Source organism: Streptomyces tardus, from assembly GCF_018101125.2.
Classification (GTDB): Bacteria; Actinomycetota; Actinomycetes; order Streptomycetales; family Streptomycetaceae; genus Streptomyces; species Streptomyces tardus.
Genome location: NZ_JAELVF020000001.1, coordinates 2,227,329 through 2,245,214 on the forward strand (window position 1 = coordinate 2,227,329; position 17,886 = coordinate 2,245,214).

At 70.3% G+C, this 17,886-nt stretch carries 16 protein-coding genes and 1 tRNA gene; 3 read left to right on the top strand and 14 right to left on the bottom strand.

What is annotated here, in order from left to right:
* Positions 1 to 682: 682 nt before the first annotated feature.
* From JGS22_RS26180 to JGS22_RS09565, 4 genes are all read right to left on the bottom strand, one after another.
* Complete coding sequence (locus tag JGS22_RS26180) at positions 683 to 2,215, bottom strand: class E sortase (RefSeq protein WP_308405592.1); 1,533 nt, start codon at positions 2,213 to 2,215, stop codon at positions 683 to 685.
* Positions 2,212 to 2,841 carry an aminodeoxychorismate/anthranilate synthase component II gene (locus JGS22_RS09555; protein WP_211040929.1) on the bottom strand — a complete coding sequence of 210 codons (630 nt, stop codon included), beginning with the start codon at positions 2,839 to 2,841 and terminating at the stop codon, positions 2,212 to 2,214. The genes JGS22_RS26180 and JGS22_RS09555 overlap by 4 nt, the downstream gene beginning before the upstream one ends.
* Before the next feature lie 54 nt (positions 2,842 to 2,895).
* Positions 2,896 to 3,057: a hypothetical protein gene (locus JGS22_RS09560; RefSeq protein WP_211040928.1), complete on the bottom strand. Its 162-nt coding sequence runs from the start codon at positions 3,055 to 3,057 to the stop codon at positions 2,896 to 2,898.
* A gap of 230 nt (positions 3,058 to 3,287) precedes the next feature.
* The gene (locus JGS22_RS09565; RefSeq protein WP_211040934.1) at positions 3,288 to 3,962 is read right to left on the bottom strand and encodes a DUF881 domain-containing protein; all 675 of its coding nucleotides are present in this window, start codon (positions 3,960 to 3,962) and stop codon (positions 3,288 to 3,290) included.
* 178 nt (positions 3,963 to 4,140) lie between these two features.
* Here JGS22_RS09565 and crgA point away from each other — a divergent pair, with 178 nt between their 5' ends.
* Positions 4,141 to 4,407 carry a cell division protein CrgA gene (crgA, locus tag JGS22_RS09570; RefSeq protein WP_211040927.1) on the top strand — a complete coding sequence of 89 codons (267 nt, stop codon included), beginning with the start codon at positions 4,141 to 4,143 and terminating at the stop codon, positions 4,405 to 4,407.
* A 287-nt stretch (positions 4,408 to 4,694) separates the two neighbouring features.
* Here the strand turns inward: crgA and JGS22_RS09575 are convergent, their stop codons facing one another.
* Together JGS22_RS09575 and JGS22_RS09580 are read right to left on the bottom strand one after the other, a co-directional pair.
* Positions 4,695 to 5,591, bottom strand: a complete 897-nt coding sequence (locus JGS22_RS09575) for a rhomboid family intramembrane serine protease (protein ID WP_211040926.1) — start codon at positions 5,589 to 5,591, stop codon at positions 4,695 to 4,697.
* 118 nt (positions 5,592 to 5,709) lie between these two features.
* Positions 5,710 to 6,237, bottom strand: coding sequence for a peptidylprolyl isomerase (locus tag JGS22_RS09580; RefSeq protein ID WP_211040925.1), 528 nt, complete (start codon positions 6,235 to 6,237; stop codon positions 5,710 to 5,712).
* A gap of 271 nt (positions 6,238 to 6,508) precedes the next feature.
* On the opposite strand from JGS22_RS09580, the gene JGS22_RS09585 reads away from it, so the two are divergent.
* Entirely contained in the window at positions 6,509 to 7,234 is a 726-nt protein-coding gene (locus tag JGS22_RS09585; RefSeq protein WP_211040924.1) for a DUF5324 family protein, read from the top strand.
* 383 nt (positions 7,235 to 7,617) lie between these two features.
* Here JGS22_RS09585 and pknB read toward each other — a convergent pair whose 3' ends face one another.
* The 6 genes from pknB to JGS22_RS09615 all read right to left on the bottom strand — a co-directional run bounded on the left by pknB (position 7,618) and on the right by JGS22_RS09615 (position 15,590).
* Complete coding sequence (gene pknB / locus JGS22_RS09590) at positions 7,618 to 9,648, bottom strand: Stk1 family PASTA domain-containing Ser/Thr kinase (RefSeq protein WP_211040923.1); 2,031 nt, start codon at positions 9,646 to 9,648, stop codon at positions 7,618 to 7,620.
* Between the two features lie 131 nt (positions 9,649 to 9,779).
* Positions 9,780 to 11,234: a peptidoglycan D,D-transpeptidase FtsI family protein gene (locus tag JGS22_RS09595; RefSeq protein WP_211040922.1), complete on the bottom strand. Its 1,455-nt coding sequence runs from the start codon at positions 11,232 to 11,234 to the stop codon at positions 9,780 to 9,782.
* Positions 11,231 to 12,616: an FtsW/RodA/SpoVE family cell cycle protein gene (locus JGS22_RS09600; protein ID WP_211040921.1), complete on the bottom strand. Its 1,386-nt coding sequence runs from the start codon at positions 12,614 to 12,616 to the stop codon at positions 11,231 to 11,233. Before JGS22_RS09600 ends, JGS22_RS09595 begins: the two co-directional genes overlap by 4 nt.
* Positions 12,617 to 12,629: 13 nt before the next feature.
* Positions 12,630 to 14,126, bottom strand: a complete 1,497-nt coding sequence (locus tag JGS22_RS09605) for a Stp1/IreP family PP2C-type Ser/Thr phosphatase (RefSeq protein ID WP_236073093.1) — start codon at positions 14,124 to 14,126, stop codon at positions 12,630 to 12,632.
* A gap of 65 nt (positions 14,127 to 14,191) precedes the next feature.
* Positions 14,192 to 14,716: an FHA domain-containing protein FhaB/FipA gene (locus JGS22_RS09610; RefSeq protein ID WP_211040919.1), complete on the bottom strand. Its 525-nt coding sequence runs from the start codon at positions 14,714 to 14,716 to the stop codon at positions 14,192 to 14,194.
* 10 nt (positions 14,717 to 14,726) lie between these two features.
* Positions 14,727 to 15,590 (bottom strand): FHA domain-containing protein, encoded by an 864-nt coding sequence (locus JGS22_RS09615; protein WP_211040918.1) that lies wholly within the window; start codon positions 15,588 to 15,590, stop codon positions 14,727 to 14,729.
* 411 nt (positions 15,591 to 16,001) lie between these two features.
* Between JGS22_RS09615 and JGS22_RS09620 the strand changes: the two genes are divergently transcribed.
* Positions 16,002 to 16,088 (top strand) — tRNA-Leu (locus JGS22_RS09620).
* Positions 16,089 to 16,222: 134 nt separating this feature from the next.
* On the opposite strand, the gene JGS22_RS09625 is transcribed toward JGS22_RS09620, so the two are convergent.
* Both JGS22_RS09625 and cobF read right to left on the bottom strand, forming a co-directional pair.
* Positions 16,223 to 16,696 carry a GyrI-like domain-containing protein gene (locus JGS22_RS09625; RefSeq protein WP_211040917.1) on the bottom strand — a complete coding sequence of 158 codons (474 nt, stop codon included), beginning with the start codon at positions 16,694 to 16,696 and terminating at the stop codon, positions 16,223 to 16,225.
* 169 nt (positions 16,697 to 16,865) lie between these two features.
* A complete protein-coding gene (gene cobF, locus JGS22_RS09630; RefSeq protein ID WP_211040916.1) occupies positions 16,866 to 17,720 on the bottom strand; it encodes a precorrin-6A synthase (deacetylating) in 855 nt (284 codons plus the stop codon).
* Between the last annotated feature and the right edge of the window lie 166 nt (positions 17,721 to 17,886).

Below are 17,886 nucleotides of genomic sequence, written 5' to 3' on the forward strand. Positions count from 1 at the left end.
GCGGGACTTGGGTGCGGTTTCCGCCGAACTCCCGCTCTGCGCCGCTGCCTTCGTTCCGCCCGAGGCCTCGCCGGCCGCAGATTCCTCGCCGGACGTCCCTTCGTCGGACGCCGTCTCTTCGCGGGAAGCCGCCTCTTCGCGGGAAGCCGCCTCGTCGCCCGGAGCGGACGCCCCGTCGCCCGGAGCGGACGCACTGTCGGAGCTCGAACCCCCGGTGACGGCGGCGTCCTGTGCCGAGTCGCTGTCGCCGCCGGAGTCGTCCCCGTCGGCGGCGGGTGCGGTCTCGACGCGCCCCTTCTCGACCCTGCTGCCCCCGACCGCGCCGCTCTCCTCGCGGTCGTTGTCGTCACGGTCACGGTCACGGTCGGCGGCCGGCGCTTCGGCCGCCCCGGCGGCTTCGGGAACGTCCTCGGCGGCTCCGTCCGGGGTACCGACCGGTATGTCCTCGGAACCCGGCCCGGAACCCGGCCCGGAACCCGGCCCGGGGGTCGACTCCCCGCCGATGGCGCGGACTTCAGCGCTCCTGGTGGGACGGCGGCGCCTGCGCCGGGTCCGCGGGTGGCCGTCCGCAGCGGAGTCGTCCGGCGTCCCCGCGCCGTCCCGCTCGTCCGTCACTGTTCCACTCCCACCGTTGACTGAACGCGCTGCCGTGCCGCCGGTCCGTCTGCCGCTTTCGCCGGGGTCAGCCGAGTGCGTCCGGCTTGCCCTCGTTCCGGGGGTGTTCGTCGACCATTGTGCCCCACACGATGAGACGGTACTTGGAGCTGAACTCCGGAGTACAGGTCGTCAGCGTGAGGTACCGGCCCTCCTTGGTGAAGCCCGACTCCTTGGGCACGGGACTGACGACGTCGATGTTGCGCGGCGAGGTCGAGGCCAGTCGACTGGCCACCTCGTACGTGTAGTACGTGCTTCGCGTCTCGACGATGATCTCGTCGCCCTCGTCCAACTTGTTGATGTAGCGGAACGGTTCGCCGTGGGTGTTGCGGTGGCCGGCGACCGCGAAGTTGCCCTTCTTGTCCCAGGGCATGGCGGTTTCGATGCCCGACTTCTTGTCGTAGTGGCCGGCCATGCCGCGGTCGAGTACTCCGCCCTTCTCGATCCCCTCGGCCACCGGCACCCGTACGTCCAGCTTGGGGATGTACATGATCGCGAAACCCTCGCCCGCCTCGAACGCCTCCGGCTCCTCGCCGTCGCCCGCCTCGAAGGACCGCTCCAGGTTGTTGGCTTCCTTGTTCGCCTGCTGGTTGGCCTGGATGTTGGTCCACCACAGCTGGTAGGTGACGAAGAGCAGCAGCAGTACGCCGGTGGTGATGAACAACTCACCCACGGCGCGGCTCGCGACCGTTCCGAGGTCGGTTCTGCGCTGCTTGGCGGCTCTGGCCGCCGCCTTCCGGCGGGCGACCCGCCCGCCGGCGTCGTCCGGCTCGTCCCCGTCCTTCTTCCGGCCACCGTTCGCGGCCGTACCGGTGCTCGCTGCGGTCGCGCTCTTCTCGGCCTGACGGAGCGCCATCGTCTCGCTGTCGGCGGGCGGTTGGCCCTCGTACGGCTTCTTCCGAGCGTCGGGCCGCGCGGCCCGACGCCGGCGCGGCTCGTGGTCCGGCCGGTCCTCGGGGGTGTGCGTGCGCCGCTGCCCGTCGCGTTCGGGCTCGTACTCGCGCCGACGTCGGCCGCGCCCGGCCGGGGGACCGTCGCCGGTCGGCCGGTCGGCGTCGGCGCCCGAAAGCGGGTCGTTGAGCGGGTCGTTGAGCGGGGTGTTGAGCGGGTCGGGCGAGCGGCCCGGTGCGGTGTCGCTCTGCGGCCCGGCCGAACGTTCCGGCGTTCTCCGACGCCCCTGACCCGGCGCCCCGGTCGTCCCTGGTGCCTCCGTCGTTCCCGGTGCCCCCGTCGTTCCCGGCAGTGGGTCGTTGAGCGGGTCGTACTCCGCCTGCGGGCCGCGCCAGCGTGGTGAGTTGTGGTCCGGGGAGGACCCGGCAGCCGCCGCTGCGGGGGTGTAGCCGCCCGCGTACGGCTGCTGCTCGGCCCGTGCCTGCTGCGGACGGAACCAGGGCGAACCCGTACCGCCCTGCTGCCCGCCCCGGTGCGCGGCGCTGTCAGCCCGCGGGGTCGGCGGGCGGGGCGCGGCGCCGGGCAGCGGGTCGTTGAGCGGGTCGCTCAGCCGGCCGACCGCGTCCTCCAGGTCGGTCGGCTCGCCGTACGGGTCGTGCGGGTGAGTCACGTGCCGACCACGGGGGCCAGCCCGCGGGATCGGTCGACGGCTCCGGTGTCACCGCACTGGACGAGCCAGTTGGCGAGCATCAGGTGCCCCCACTCCGTGAGGACCGACTCGGGGTGGAACTGCACGCCCTCGACGGGGAGTTCGCGGTGCCGCAAGCCCATGATCACGCCGGACTCGGTCCGCGCGGTGACGGCCAGCTCGGCCGGCACGGACTCCGGTGCCGCGGCCAGCGAGTGGTAGCGGGTCGCGGTGAACGGGGAGGGCAGCCCGGCGAAGACGCCCTCGCCCTCGTGGCTGACCAACGAGGTCTTGCCGTGCAGGAGTTCCGGCGCCCGGCCCACCACACCGCCGTACGCCACCGCCATCGACTGCATGCCCAGGCAGACCCCGAAGACCGGCACCCCGGTCGCCGCGCAGTGCCGCACCATGTCGACGCAGACGCCGGCCTGCTCGGGCGTACCCGGGCCGGGCGAGAGCAGGACCCCGGCGAAGCCGTCCCGGGCGTGCTCGGTGCGCACCTCGTCGTTGCGCAGGACCTCGCACTCGGCACCCAACTGGTACAGGTACTGCACGAGGTTGAAGACGAAGCTGTCGTAGTTGTCGACGACGAGAATCCGTGTGCTCATGTGGGCTGTCTTCCCCTGTCGGTCCTGTCCGTGCCACCGGCGCGCATGCCCGCGTCAGCTCTCGTCGACGGTGACGTCGTTGAACGGCAGCAGCGGCTCCGCCCACGGGAAGACGTACTGGAACAGCACGTACACCACCGCGAGGAACAGGACGAGTGACTGCGCCGATCGCAGCAGGGTGTTCCCCGGCAGGTGCCGCCAGATCCAGCCGTACATGAGCTACCCCGTCCGTCCCTTCACTCGCCGCCCGTGGTGATCGCCGAGCGCGCCGGTCGCGCCGGGACCAGAGTACGTGGCGGCGCGGCGCTCGGGGATCTGTCCCGACAGAACGGACCACGTGCTGTCCGTCACGGACGCGTGCCCCCTGCCGCCACCCGCGCGGCCGTCGGCCGGGGAGCGCGCCGGCCCGTGCCCGGCCGGTGCCGGTCGGCCGCGCCGGAGGCCGGCTACTCGACGGGCTCGGCGTGGTGGAGCTCGACCGCACCGGTGTACGCGGGGAGGGTGGTGCTGCGGTGCTCGTCCACCTTCCAGCCGAGGCCGTAGGCGTCGACGTACTTCTTGTACATGTCGATCGTCTTGTTGGTGTCGAGCGACTTTTTCAGCTTCTCCGGGTCGCCCACCGCGGTGACCGTGTACGGCGGTGAGTACAACTGGCCCTGGAGGATGAGGGTGTTGCCGACGCAGCGGACCGCACTGGTGGAGATCAGCCGCTGGTCCATGACCTTGATCCCCTCGGCGCCGCCCTGCCAGAGCGCGTTCACCACGGCCTGGAGGTCCTGCTGGTGGATCACCAGGTAGTCGGGCTCGGGCTCGGGCCAGCCGGGGAGTTGGGCGGTGGCGTCGCTGGGGGCGTCGGTGAGGGTCACGGTGAGCCCCTTGCCGGCGACCTTCGCCGCCCCGGCGTTGCGCTCGACGTCGCTGAGGCGCTTGCGCTCCTCGGCGCTTCCGCCGCTGTCCCGTTTGGCCAGGCCCTGCACTTCTTTGCGAAGCTTCGCGGTGGAGGATTCCAGCTTTCGGTTCTCGCGGCTACGCTCGTCGATGAGGTCGGAGAACCTCAACATGGACTCGTCGCTGCGGATATTGGTGCCCTGTGCGGTGTTGAAACTGACCCAGAAGATCATTCCCGCGAGGGCGAAGATGCCGATGGTGGCGAGCCGCGCCGGTCGGAAGAGGGACGCGATCGATCTGGCCGAAGTGGTCACCGTACCCTTGTCTCCTTCCCACCCGGAAGCACTACGCTAACGGACCGCAGCAGTATGAAGCCCGCGCGGTCGGAGCGCATCGACAGGAGATCTCCTCGTGCCGAAGTCACGAATCCGAAAGAAGAAGGACCGCCCCGCGTCCGAGGGGAGCAGGCAGCCGCAGAAGACGAAGATCGATCTCTCCTCGGGACGGGGCTGGGTCGCGCCGCTGATGCTGGCGATGTTCGCCATCGGCCTCGCGTGGATCGTCGTCTTCTATGTGACGGAGGGCAAGTTCCCGATCGACCCGCTGGGCAACTGGAACATCCTGGTCGGCTTCGGCTTCATCGGTGTCGGGTTCGTGGTCTCCACTCAGTGGAAGTAGCTTCGTCCCTGAAGTTATCCACAGTTCGTCCACAGGGCTGGGAAAAGTTCCGAAGATCTGTGGATAACTCGGCGCGTGACGCTGGACCAAGCCCCGGTCGGTACCTCGGCCGGGGCTTCCTCGTGCCTGAAAGTCCCTGAGAAACGCACCACTGTGCGAGGTGGCAGCCGTCTTCGAAGGTTCATGCACAAGATCGCTCACCCGCTGTGGATAACTCCTGGGGAGAGATGTGCACAGAGTGTTCACACAGCCATTCGAACCCGGCTGTCCCCACCCCGCGCGACGGCTCAGCCCAGCAGTATCGAGGTGCGCACCACGCAGGCGACGAGCAGCAGCGCCAGCACCGCCAGACAGGTGCCGTACTGCACCGCCGTCCGGCTCTGCCGGGGCGCGTGCACCAGCGCGTACGCCACCACCGCGCCGACGATCAGGCCGCCGAGGTGCGCCTGCCAGGCGATGTTCAGGCCGGGGAGGAAGGTGATCACCAGGTTGATGCCGAGCAGCACCGCGATGGGACGCATGTCCGAGCGCATCCGCCGCATCAGCACCGCCGTGGCGCCGAAGAGGCCGAAGATCGCGCCGGAGGCACCGAGCGAGAGCACGTTCTGTGCCATCAGCCAGTAGGTGAGCACATTGCCGCCGAGCGCGGACAGCAGATAGAGCGTGATGAAACGCACCCGGCCGAGCGCCTGCTCCAGCGGCGGCCCGAGGAACCACAGCGCCATCATGTTGAAGCCGATGTGCCAGAACTCCTGGTGCAGGAAGGCCGAGGTCACCAGGCGGTACCACTGGCCGTCCGCGACGCCGACCATGGAGAACGTGCCCGGGTCGATGGCGTACGCGATCATCGCCAGCCGGCTCACCAGATCGTCGCCGACCGCCAACACCGCGACGAAGACCGTCACGTTGATCGCCAGAAGGATCTTCACGACCAGCCGGGTGTCCGACACGAGCAGCCCGCCGGCGACCGTGCGCGGTTGGTTCGCGGCCGGCGAGTGGCCCGTCCCCGAGCCCTCGCGCACGCACTCCGGGCACTGGTAGCCGACCGAGGCGGAGATCATGCACTCGGGGCAGATCGGCCGCTCGCAGCGGGTGCAGCTGATGCCGGTCTCCCGCTCCTTGTGCCGGTAGCAGCCGGGCAGTTGGTGTTGCCCCTGACCGTGATCGCCCTGCTGGTGATCCATGGCTCTTCCTTCGCCTCGGACGGTGACCGGACCGTGGTGGCCCGCCGCCGACAGGACGCGCCCCACCCGTCCTACGGACGGATGGGGCGCCAGGGTTCCCGGCGGCGCCGGAGCGCGCTCAGCGACGCTCGATGACGACCGACTCGATCACGACGTCCTGCACCGGACGGTCGGTGCGCGGGTTGGTCTGGGTCGCGCCGATGGTGTCGACGACCTTCTTGCCCGCGTCGTCGGTGACCTCACCGAAGATGGTGTGCTTGCCGGTCAGCCACGCGGTCGGGGCGACGGTGATGAAGAACTGCGAACCGTTCGTCCCCGGGCCCGCGTTGGCCATGGCCAGCAGGTACGGGCGGTTGAACGACAGGTCCGGGTGGAACTCGTCGCCGAACTCGTAGCCCGGGCCGCCGGTGCCGTTGCCCAGGGGGTCGCCGCCCTGGAGCATGAAGCCGCTGATGACCCGGTGGAAGACCGTGCCGTCGTAGAGCTTGTCGGTCGTCTTCTGGCCCGTGGACGGGTTGGTCCACTCGCGGGAGCCCTCGGCGAGCTCGACGAAGTTCTTGACCGTCTTGGGTGCGTGGTCCGGGTAGAGCCGGACCTCGATGTCGCCCTGGTTGGTCTTCAGGGTGGCGTAGAGCTGCTCAGCCACGATCTACCTTCCATAGTCCTCTGTGCGGCTGTCGATCCTCCCATGCCGGGTCGGGCGCGGGCACCCGAGGGGGAATCAGCGCGCCTATGCGCGAACCGTGGCATTGTCGCCCTTAGCGAGGCAATCGGTATCCAATGGGTAGCTGTATTGCGTAGACCCGCGCAGGCGGGGCAGGCGATCGAGATGCACGTGATCGAGACGCCCTGTCTGACGTCCCGCGGGATTCCAGCCAGGCATGCTCGACGAAGTACGCCACCGAGGAGGAGGTTCCGTGACCCGCATCGATGATGTGCGCGCCGCGACTACCGGCAGCGCCAGGGAAGGTATGCGGCACGCCAAGGCCGTCAAGGACACGGTGGCACCGAAGGTCGGCCACGCGGCGCAGCAGGCGCAGCTCGGAGCCAAGCAGGCCCAGCTGAGCGCGCGGCAGGCCCAGCTCAGTGCCCGAGAGCAGTACCAGGCCCATGTGGCACCGCGACTGAGCCATGCCCGGGACACCTTGCCGCCGGCGCTGGACGACGCGGCGACCAGGGCGGCCGGACGCACCCGTGAGGCGGCGGAGCGCACCCGCGAGGCGGCCCGGCACGCCGCCGAGTACGCCGGGCCCCGGCTGGAGGCCGCCCGAGCCGCAGCGCTCCCCGCCAAGGACGAGGCGGTGGCCCGTTCCACGGCCGCGCTGGCGGCCCTGCGCGGCGAGGTCACGGCCGCCGAGGTCGACAAGCTGACCAGGCGCCGTGCCCGGCGCGCCCGCACCGGCAGGGCCGTGAAGCGGCTCGCGCTGGTCGGTCTGGTGGCAGGAGGCGCGTACGCCGCCTACCGCTGGTGGGAGCGTCAGGCCAACCCGGACTGGCTGGTCGAGCCGCCCGCCGCGACCGAGGTGGGCGAGGACCTCGCCGAGGGCGCCCAGGAGGGCAGCACGGCGCTGGACCCCGAGGTGCGCGCCAAGCAGTCCGAGACCGACGCTGCCGGCGGTGACCAGGGCGGCAGGGCCGGTTGAGTCCCGTGCGGCGCTGAACGGAGCGCGCCGCCCGTCGCGGCCCGGCCGCCGGACGCGGCGCGCCACGCCGTTCTCCGTACGGCGAACGGGGGTTGAGGCGTACGACGCCCGCTGAGCACCGCACAACGCGGCGGACGCGGGCCGTACGTGCCGCCCCTGCCGCCCCTGCCCTACGCGCCGTACGCGCCGTACGCGCCCTGCGCGCCCTGCGCGCCCTGCGCGCAGAGGACGCGCCGTACGCGAGGAGGCGGGTCGGGCGGGCCCGGGGTGCGGACGAAACGACGAGGGGCCGGTGCGCCTCCCCCGCTGGGGAGTGCGCACCGGCCCCTCGTGCTGTCCGGTCCGGCCGCCGCGCCGTCGGAGTGCGGCGCGGTCTCGGCCGGTCAGTCGTCCTGGTCGCGGCGGTGCGGCCAGCCCTTGCCGCCCGGCTCGCCGTCGGCCGACCTGTTGCCGAAGCCGGGGCCGCCGATGAAGCCGCCGTCGTCACCGCCGCCGGGGTCGCCGCCACCGGGCATCGTGATGACGCGGACGGCCGAGCCCTTCTGGACGTCGGTGTTGGCGCCGGGCGCGGTGCTCAGCACCCGGGCGTCGTCCTCTCCGGGGCCCTGGACCTCGACCTTGAGGCCGGCGCCCTCCAGAGCCTTGCGGGCGTCCTTGAGCGCGCTGCCGGTGACGTCGGGGATCTTGACCTGCTCGGGCGCCGGGGTCTTCGCCACGTCCAGGGTGACCTGACTCTCCGGTGCCGCCTGCGAACCGGCCGCCGGGTTCTGGCTGATGACCTGGTTCTCCGGGCGGGAGTCGTCGTCCTTCTCGCGCTGGGCGACGGTGAAGCCGAGGCCCTCCAGCTGCTGCTTGGCCTCCTCGTAGTCCTTGCCGACGACGCTGGGGACGGTCTTCGTCACGGTCCGCACGACGGACAGCGTGATCGACGAGCCCTTCTGGGCCTTGCTGCCGCCCGCCGGGTTCTGCTTGATGACCGTGCCCTCGTCCTCGGTGCCGGAGGAGACGGCCTTCTCCTCGACCGAGAAGCCGGCCTCCTCCAGGGACTTCTTGGCTTCGTCCACGTTCTGTGTGGTGACGTCCGGCACCTCGACGGGGGCGGGGCCGTCGGACATGGTCAGCGTGATGGTGCTGTCCCGGGGCGCTTTGGAGTCGGCGGCCGGGTCCGTCTTGCAGACAGTGCCCTTCTTCTCCTCGCAGTGCTCGCTGTCGCCCTCGGTGACCTTGAAGCCGCTGTTGTCGGCCCGGGCGGTCGCTTCCTCCAGGGTGAGACCGGCCAGCTTGGGCACATCGGCGTCGTCGGAACTGGACGTGCTGAAGAGCGCCTTGCCCATGAAGACCGCACCGATCAGCACCAGCACCGCCGCGACGACCAGCAGGATCGTCGAGACGTGGCTCTTCTTCTCGCGCCTGCGTCCGCGGGGTTCGTCGTAGCCGTAGCCGCCGTCGTCCTCGCGGACCGGGGGGAGCATCGAGGTGCGGGAGTCCTGCTGGCGCAGCGCCTGGGTGGGCTGGTCCTCGCCGTAGCCGGCGTGGCCGTACCCGGCGGGGCTGAGCGCGGCGGCGCCGACCGGACGGCCGTCCAGACAGGCGTCGATGTCGGCGCGCATCTCGTCGGCCGACTGGTAGCGGTAGTCGCGGTCCTTCGCGAGCGCCTTCAGGACGATCGCGTCCATTTCGGGCGTGATCTCGGGGTCGAAGGTGCTCGGAGTCGGCGGCTCCTCGCGCACGTGCTGGTACGCCACCGCCACGGGGGAGTCGCCGATGAACGGCGGGCGCACGGTCAGGAGTTCGAAGATCAGGCAGCCGGTGGAGTACAGGTCGGACCGGGCGTCCACGGTCTCGCCCTTGGCCTGCTCGGGCGAGAGGTACTGGGCGGTGCCGACGACGGCCGCTGTCTGCGTCATCGTCATGCCGTTGTCGCCCATGGCGCGAGCGATGCCGAAGTCCATGACCTTGACCTGGCCGTCGCGGGTCAGCATCACGTTGGCCGGCTTGATGTCGCGGTGGACGATGCCGTTGCGGTGGCTGTACTCCAGCGCCTGGAGGATGCCGATGCACATCTCCAGGGCCCGCTCGGGCAGCAGCTTCCGGCCGGAGTGCAGCAGCTCGCGCAGGGTCGAGCCGTCCACGTACTCCATCACGATGTACGGGATGGAGATGTCGTCGACGTAGTCCTCGCCGGTGTCGTAGACGGCGACGATCGCGGGGTGGTTCAGGGAGGCCGCGGACTGGGCCTCGCGGCGGAACCGGGCCTGGAACGTGGGGTCCCGCGCGAGGTCCGCACGGAGCGTCTTCACGGCGACCGTACGACCGAGGCGAGTGTCATGGCCGAGGTACACCTCGGCCATGCCGCCACGGCCGAGCACCTGGCCCAGCTCGTACCGGCCGCCCAGGCGACGGGGCTCGTCCATATCTCCGGCCTTTCCGTATCGTCTCGGCCCGCTCGACCCGGACCCGCTGTCTCGGGGCATACGGTACCCGTGCCAGGTGGCCGATCCGGTTGCCTATTACGCCCCTGTGACGCTCAACTGCCGTACCGTGCTCAGCGCTTGCCGTCGAGAATGGCCTTCATCACATCCACCGCGATCGGGGCCGCGAGACCACCGCCCGAAATGTCGCCGCGTGCCGCTTCGCTGTCCTCCACGACCACCGCCACGGCCACCGGGGAGCCGTTGTCGTCCTTGGCGTAGGAGATGAACCACGCGTACGGGTTGTCCTTGTTCTCCTCGCCGCGCTGGGCCGTACCGGTCTTGCCGCCGACCTTCACACCGTCGATGCGGGCGGTGCTGCCGGTGCCGCGCTCGACGACGGACTCCATCATGTCCTGGAGCTTCTTGGCGTTCGGGGCGGAGACCGCTTCGCCGATCTCCTCCGGCTGGAACTGCTCGACGGTGCTGCGCGGGCCCTCCAGGCGGTCGACCATGTACGGCTTCATCAGCTTGCCGTCGTTGGCGATCGCCGCGGTGACCATGGCCATCTGGAGGGGCGTCGCGCGGTTGGACGCCTGGCCGATACCTGCCATGGCGTTCTGCGGGCGGTTGTCCTCCGGGTAGACGGAGGCGACGCCGCGGACCGGGGTGAAGACCTCTTCGTTGAAGCCGAACTTGTCGGCCTGCTCGATCATCCCCTTGTTGCCGACGTCGTCGCTGATGCCGGCGAAGGTGGCGTTGCAGGAGAGCTCCATCGCCCTGCGCAGGGTGGCCTTGTCGCAGAGCGGGTTGATCTTGTCGTTGCCCAGCATGGTGCTGGACTGCGGCAGCTTGAGCGGGCTCTCGATGCCGGTCTTCTTGTCGACGTCGTACTTGCCGCTCTCCAGCGCCGCCGCAGCCGTGACGACCTTGAACGTCGAGCCGGGGGCGTAGGTCTGACGGAGCGCCCGGTTCAGGGTCGGGTCGTCGTCGTCCTTGTTGAGCTCGACCCAGTTCTTCTCGTCGTCCTTGGAGTTGCCGGCGACCTTGGAGGGGTCGTACGAGGGGGTGCTCGCCAGGGCGAGGATCGCGCCGGTCTGCGGGTCGAGCGCGGCGACCGCGCCCTTCTTGCCCTCCAGCCCCTTGAACGCGGCCTGCTGGGCGGCGTTGTTCAGGGTGGTGACGACGTTGCCGCCCTCGCGGGGCTTGCCGGTGAGCATGTCGATCGTGCGGTTGAAGAACAGCCGGTCGTCGTTGCCCGTCAGTATCGTGTCGTAGATCTCCTCGAGCTGGGTGCCGCCGTACGCCTGGGAGGCGCGACCTGTGATCGGCGCCCACATGGGGCCGTTCTTGTAGGTGCGCTTGTACGCGAAGTCGCTGCCGGAGGTCTCGGCGGAACCGGTGATCGACTTCCCCTCGACGATGATGTTGCCGCGGGGGTGGGCGTAGCGCTCGATGGCGACCCGGCGGTTGCCCTCGTGGTTCTTCAGGTCCTCGGCCTGGACGAACTGCACCCAGTTCACCCGGACCATCAGGGCCATGATCAGCAGCCCGCAGAAAATCGCGACCCGACGCAGGGGCTTGTTCACGGCTTCACCACCTGGGTCATCTCGACATCGGGATTGTGTGCGGGCGCGGGGGCCGGCCGGCGGGCCGTGTCGCTGATCCTCAACAGGATCGCCACCAGCGCCCAGTTGGCGATGACCGAGGAGCCGCCCTGCGCGAGGAAGGGCATCGTCATACCGGTCAGCGGAATCAGCCCGGTGACACCGCCGGCGACGACGAAGATCTGGATGGCGAAGGCCCCGGAGAGCCCGACCGCCAGCAGCTTGCCGAACGGGTCGCGGGCCGCGAGCGCGGTACGGATGCCGCGCTCGACGAGCAGCCCGTAGAGCAGGATGATCGCCATCAGCCCGGCCAGGCCCAGCTCTTCGCCGACCGTCGCGAGGATGTAGTCGCTCTTGGTGGCGATACCGCCGATGAGCCGCGAGAAGCCCTGGCCGAGGCCGGAGCCGAGCAGCCCGCCGGAGCCGAAGGAGTACATCGCCTGGGCGGTCTCGGTGACACCGCCGTTCTGCAGCTCCAGCGGGTTCAGCCAGTTGTTCACGCGGTCGCCGACGTGGGTGTTGACGGAGGCGACGAAGACGGCGCCGGCCGTGGAGAGCAGCAGACCGAAGATGATCCAGCTGGTGCGCTCGGTGGCGACGTAGAGCATCACCACGAACATGCCGAAGAACAGCAGCGAGGTGCCGAGGTCGGTCTCGACGACCAGGATCATCAGGCTCAGCAACCAGATCGCCAGGATCGGGCCGAGGTCCCGCCCGCGCGGCAGGTAGAGGCCCATGAAGCGGCGGCTGGCCAGTGCCAGTGCGTCCCGCTTGACCATCAGATAGCCGGCGAAGAAGACGGTGATGACGATCTTGGCGAACTCACCGGGCTGCAGCGAACCCACACCCGGAATGGTGACCCAGATCCGCGCGCCGTTGACCGGCGGGAAGAAGACCGGCAGCGTCAGCAGCACCAGCGCCACCGCCATCGAGATGTAGGTGTAGCGCTGGAGGATGCGGTGGTCCTTGAGGAAGACCAGCACACCCACGAAGAGCGCGACGCCGAGCGCCGACCACATCAGCTGGGTCGGGGCGGCGTTGTACGGCTTGAGTGCGGGCTCCTGGTCCAGGCGCCAGATCAGCACCAGCCCGAGCCCGTTGAGCAGCGTGGCGATCGGCAGCATCAACGGGTCGGCGTACGGCGCGAACTTGCGCACCACCAGGTGCGTGACGCCGGCCAGCAGGCCGAGGCCCAGACCGTAGCCGAGCATGCCCGCCGGTATGGTGCCGTCCATCGCGAGGCCGACGTTGGCGTACGCGAAGACGGGCACGAGGACGGCGAAGACCAGAAGCGCCAGCTCGGTGTTGCGTCGGCTGGGCGGACCACCGGAGGAGATGGTGGTGTTCCCGAGATTGAAACTCATCGCTCAGTGACCCTCACGGCATCCGGCAATGCTTGGCGAGCCGCTGCTGCTCTTCCGTCAACTCCGGCCCGGGATCGGTGCTTTCGGAGTCCTTGCCGTCCTTTTTGTCCTTGTCGTCCTGGTTGGCGGTGCCGAACTGCGAACCGATCTCGTCGCTGTTCTTCCCGCTGTCCGACGGACGCTCGTCGGTGACGATCTTGCAGACCTCCGCCTGGTTGCGGAGCGCGCCGATCTTGTCCTCGGCCTGCTCGCGGCTGTCCATCGTGATGGTGGCCTGCACGTCGTCGCGCTGCCATTTCGGCAGGTACTTGAGTTCGACGCCGGTGCGCTCCTGGACGCTGCTCAGGTCTATCCAGGCCAGCTTCTGGCTGATGCCCTGGTAGAGGGCGACCCGGTCGCCGTCCGCGCCGACGAAGTACTGCGTCTTCGTCCACCGCCAGCCCGCGTACAGACCGCCGCCGATCACCGCCAGCACCAGTGCGATCAGCAGCGAGCGCTTGATCCACCGGCCGCGGCGCGGGGGCGGGTCCTGGTACGCCCCGCCGTATCCACCGTCCTGCGGCGGCGGCGCGGCGGCGCCGGTACCGCTGCCGGGCGGGCCGAAGCTGCCCTCCGGCGGGGTGGGCGCGGACTGCGGGGGCACGGCCTGCTGGCTGCGGCGCAGCTCGGCCGCCCGGCCGGCCGGCGTCTGCAGCGAGGCCCCGCCGGACTGCTGCTGGTTCTCGGCGACGGCGCCGACGACGACCGGGGTGTCGTTGAGCTGGGCCGCGGCGAGGGTGTCGTCGGCGTCGACGTCCAGGACGTCCGCGATGATCACCGTGATGTTGTCCGGGCCGCCGCCGCGCAGCGCGAGCTGGATCAGCTCCTCGACGGTCTCCTGCGGGCCCTGGTAGCTGGAGAGGGTGTCCTCCAGCGTCTGGTGGCTGACGACGCCGGAGAGCCCGTCGGAGCAGATCAGATAGCGGTCTCCCGCGCGCACCTCGCGCACCGAGAGGTCCGGCTCGACGTGGTCGCCGCTGCCCAACGCCCGCATCAGCAGGGAGCGTTGGGGGTGGGTGGTGGCCTCTTCCTCGGTGATCCGGCCCTCGTCGACCAGCCGCTGCACCCAGGTGTGGTCCTGGGTGATCTGGGTCAGTACGCCGTCCCGCAGCAGGTACGCGCGGGAGTCGCCGACGTGGACGAGGCCGAGGCGCTGACCGGTCCAGAGCAGGGCGGTGAGCGTGGTGCCCATGCCCTCCAGCTGCGGGTCCTCCTCCACCATCACGCGCAGCTGCTCGTTGGCGCGGGCCACCGAGCTGCCGAGCGTGGTGAGGATGTCGGAGCCCGGGACGTCCTCGTCCAGCTCGACGATGGTGGAGATCACCTCGGAGCTGGCGACCTCGCCGGCCGCCTGGCCGCCCATGCCGTCGGCGACCGCGAGCAGCCGGGGACCGGCGTAACCGGAGTCCTCGTTGTGCTCGCGGATCATGCCGTCGTGTGATCCGGCGGCGAATCGCAGTGCCAGGCTCATGCGCACCTCGCCCGTTTGCTCGGGGTACATCCGCACGGTGCCCACCCTCCGGTCGTCATGTTCGTCTACTTCCGCAGCTCGATGACCGTTTTGCCGATGCGGATCGGCGCTCCGGGCGGAATCGGCGTCGGTGTCGTGAGTCGGGTCCGGTCAAGGTAGGTGCCGTTGGTGGATCCGAGGTCCTCGACGATCCACTGCCCGTCGCGGTCCGGATAGATCCTGGCATGTCTGCTCGACGCGTAGTCGTCGTCGAGCACGATTGTTGAATCGTGTGCACGGCCCAACGAGATGGTCTGGCCCTGGAGGGCGACCGTCGTACCGCTCAGTGACCCTTCGGACACGACGAGTTTGGTCGGGGCTCCGCGCTTCGTGCGTCCGCCGCGACCGCCGCCGCGGCTCGCCGCCTGCTGCTGCGGGGCGGCCTGTTGTGGTCGTGCGGCGGCCGGCCGCTCGGGGCCGCGCCGTCCCGCGCGCTGGGTCACGCGCGTGCCGAACAGGTCACTTCTGATGACCTGGACGGCCACGATGACGAACAGCCACAGCACGGCGAGAAAACCCAACCGCATGACCGTCAGGGTCAGCTCTGACATTGCCCCCGCTTCACCCTTCGGCTTGCCGGTAAATGATCGTGGTGTTGCCCACGAGGATCCGTGAGCCGTCGCGGAGCGTAGCGTGAGTGGACCGCTTCCCGTCCACCACGATGCCGTTGGTGGAGCCCAAGTCCTGCACCGTGGACGGGTTTCCGGGCCGGATCTCGCAGTGCCGCCGGGAGACGCCCGGGTCGTTGATCCGCACGTCGGCCTCGGTGGAGCGGCCCATGACCAGGGCCGCGCTCGTCACCTGGTGGCGCTGTCCGTTGATCTCCACCCAGCGACGCGTCTGGCTCGACGGAAGCGGGCCCGCGCCCGCCGCCGGAGGTGGCGTGCTCGGCATCTTGGGGGCGCCGGACGGCATGGGCGGGGCGCCGCCGGGCACTCCGGAGGTGCCGCCGACCGTCGGGCCGCTGGGCCCGCCGCTGCCCGCGCCGCCGCCCGGCCATCCGCCGGGCCGCTCCGACTGGCCGGGCTGGGCCTGCGGGCTCTGCGAGGCGCTGGCGGCCAGGGTGCGGCTGCGCACCCGGTAGAGGCCGGTGTCGAGGGCCTCCGCCTTCTCCAGATGCACCTTGACGGTGCCCATGAAGGTGTAGCGCTGCTGCTTGGCGTACTCCCTGACCATCCCGGCCAGCTCGTCGCCCAGCTGCCCCGAGTACGGGCTGAGCCGCTCGTGGTCGGGTGCGCTGAGCTCGACGATGAAGTCGTTGGGGACCACGGTGCGGTCGCGGTTCCAGATGGTGGCGTTGTTGTCGCACTCGCGCTGGAGCGCGCCCGCGATCTCCACCGGCTGCACCTCGGACTTGAACACCTTGGCAAAGGTGCCGTTGACGAGACCCTCGAGTCGCTGCTCGAAGCGTTTGAGAACTCCCACGATGCACCTACTTCCCCACTGCCTAGTGCTCTAGTACGCCGCGACGGGCCTGGCTGGGCCCTCGCGGCACTGGACCGAACTGCTGTGCCCCGCGACGGCGCACGAGTCCCACTGATCGTATCCACGCGCGGAGAAATGCACTGGTTCCGCTTCGTGGTGCGATGAGCGGGTGTTACCCGTCACACGGGATCGTAGAGGGCTCCGATGCCAGTGTCCCCCACAGTCGCCGGGACTGTGGACAGTTGTACGGGGCGCCCGGCGGGAGCGCCCGGGCACCCGGGACGGGGGCCGGGATACGGATGTGAAACCACCGCCCGGAGCGTGCTAATCTTCTCGAAGTCGAGAGGCGCCCACACTGATCGGGATAAAGCAAGTCCCCGGACGAGTGTGTGTGTCGAAGACAACACCCATGCGCGGGTGGCGGAATAGGCAGACGCGCTGGATTCAGGTTCCAGTGCCCGAAAGGGCGTGGGGGTTCAACTCCCCCCTCGCGCACCAAGAGAGACCCCGGCTTCGGCCGGGGTCTTCTTGTCGTTCCGGGGTGTTGCCGCGTCTGCAGCAGCACCCCGTGCCGCCGTACGAGACGTGCGCCCGAGCCGTGGCACCTCGTGCGCCGCGTATGCGCGGAGGGCTCAGGCCAGGGGCCTGTTGAGCTCCGTATGCAGGTCGGCCGGGTCCGTCTCCGGAGTGGGCTCGGTGGTGTACACCTCCCAGAAGTCGTCCCGCTCGGCCAGTTCCCGCCCGGCGATCCACGACCCCAACGCGGCCCAGGCGTCCGGAAGTCCGTCGTAGGAGCCGACGTGCACGAGGCGGGCGACCCGACCGCCGGGCAGGGTGCTCGCGGTGACCCTGCCGTCCGGCTCGGGCGCCCGGTCGACCGGGAAGCCGGCCTCCACGTCCGCGGTTTCGGTGATCTCGCCGTGGTAGCGGGAGAAGGCGGGACCGGTGATGGTGAGCCCCTGGGCGACGACGGCGTCGGCCAGCAGCGGGAAGCTGCGGTCGAAGAACTCCGGAAAGTCGACGAAAGCGACCCGGTCGCGTACGACCACGGTCGGGGTCTCCGCGATCTCGACGATTTCGGGCTCGGCGGCAGGGCGGTTGGGCATGGCGTCCTCCGGGAGGTGCGGCGCGATGTACTCGTGAGGTACGACCGCCGCGGAGGCGAAAACTCATCGCGGCGCAGGCGAAAGCCGGTGGACGCGTACGGAACCGTCGGCTCGCCGCCCGGCGGGGGCAGGTGGACTCCGGTGCGGTGTACGGGTCGCGGCCGGCGGATCAGGAGGCCGTACGGCCGGGGTCCGGGGTCGGGTCCGGGCCGGGGTTGGTGTCCGGGTTCGGGCCAGGGTTGGGGTCCGGGCCCGGGTTCGGGTCGCGGCGGCGCAGCAGATAGGTGTCCATGATCCAGCCCTTGCGGGCGCGGGCGGCCGTGCGCACCTCCTCGATCTCGGCGGCCTTCTCGGCCAGGGGCCCGCTCACCAGGAGTTCGTCGTCCGTGCCGAGGTACGCGCCCCAGTAGATGTCCAACTCCGCCTGCTCCTCGGCCGGCAGGAGGCTGAACGCGTGCCGGGCGTCCAGCATCACCACGGCGTCGTCCACGCCGCTCGGGAAGCCCTCCGCCAGACGTCGGCCGGTCGTCACCTGGAAGGCGCGGCCGACCCGGTTGAGACCGATGCGGTGCTGTGCGGCGAGCGTGGCGACACTGCTGACCCCGGGGACCACCTCGTGCTCGAAGGCGAGCCGGCCGCGGGCCAGGATGTCGTCCAGGATCGCCAGCGTCGAGTCGTAGAGCGAGGGGTCGCCCCAGACCAGGAAGGCGCCGCAGCCGTCCTCGGCCAGCTCGTCGCGGATCATCGCCTCGTACAGATCGCCGCGGCGTCGGCGCCACTCGTCGATCTCGGCGGCGTAGCGCGCGGGGGTGCGGTCGCGTTCGGGGTCGCGGGCCTCGACGACGCGGTGACCGGGCCGTGCGTGGTCGCGCAGCATGCCGGTGCGGAGGTCGATCAGCTCCTGCTTCTCCTCTCCCTTGCCGAGCAGGAAGAAGACGTCCGCCGCACCGAGTGCGCGGACGGCCTGGAGGGTCAGATGTTCGGGATCGCCGGCACCGATGCCGACCACGAGGATGCGTCTCACGTCCCGCAGTCTGCCCCGCCGGTGAACGTCCGTACGCACCGGTGCCGCCGCGCCGTGCGCCGAGGGCGCGGGAGGTGCGGGCCCGGCCCGCGTGCGGTGCGGGCGCGGTTGGGGAGTCTTCGCGCGGGTTCGTGTGCGTGCTCGGTGGGCGCACCCCGCCGACCGG

Bases quoted from the DNA above. Each gene is read 5' to 3' on its own strand.
- JGS22_RS09555 (WP_211040929.1), bottom strand. From the start codon at position 2,841: ATGAGCACACGGATTCTCGTCGTCGACAACTACGACAGCTTCGTCTTC.
- JGS22_RS09560 (WP_211040928.1), bottom strand. From the start codon at position 3,057: ATGTACGGCTGGATCTGGCGGCACCTGCCGGGGAACACCCTGCTGCGA.
- JGS22_RS09565 (WP_211040934.1), bottom strand. From the start codon at position 3,962: ATGATCTTCTGGGTCAGTTTCAACACCGCACAGGGCACCAATATCCGC.
- JGS22_RS09575 (WP_211040926.1), bottom strand. From the start codon at position 5,591: ATGGATCACCAGCAGGGCGATCACGGTCAGGGGCAACACCAACTGCCC.
- pknB (WP_211040923.1), bottom strand. From the start codon at position 9,648: ATGGACGAGCCCCGTCGCCTGGGCGGCCGGTACGAGCTGGGCCAGGTG.
- JGS22_RS09600 (WP_211040921.1), bottom strand. From the start codon at position 12,616: ATGAGTTTCAATCTCGGGAACACCACCATCTCCTCCGGTGGTCCGCCC.
- JGS22_RS09605 (WP_236073093.1), bottom strand. From the start codon at position 14,126: ATGAGCCTGGCACTGCGATTCGCCGCCGGATCACACGACGGCATGATC.
- JGS22_RS09610 (WP_211040919.1), bottom strand. From the start codon at position 14,716: ATGTCAGAGCTGACCCTGACGGTCATGCGGTTGGGTTTTCTCGCCGTG.
- JGS22_RS09625 (WP_211040917.1), bottom strand. From the start codon at position 16,696: ATGCCCAACCGCCCTGCCGCCGAGCCCGAAATCGTCGAGATCGCGGAG.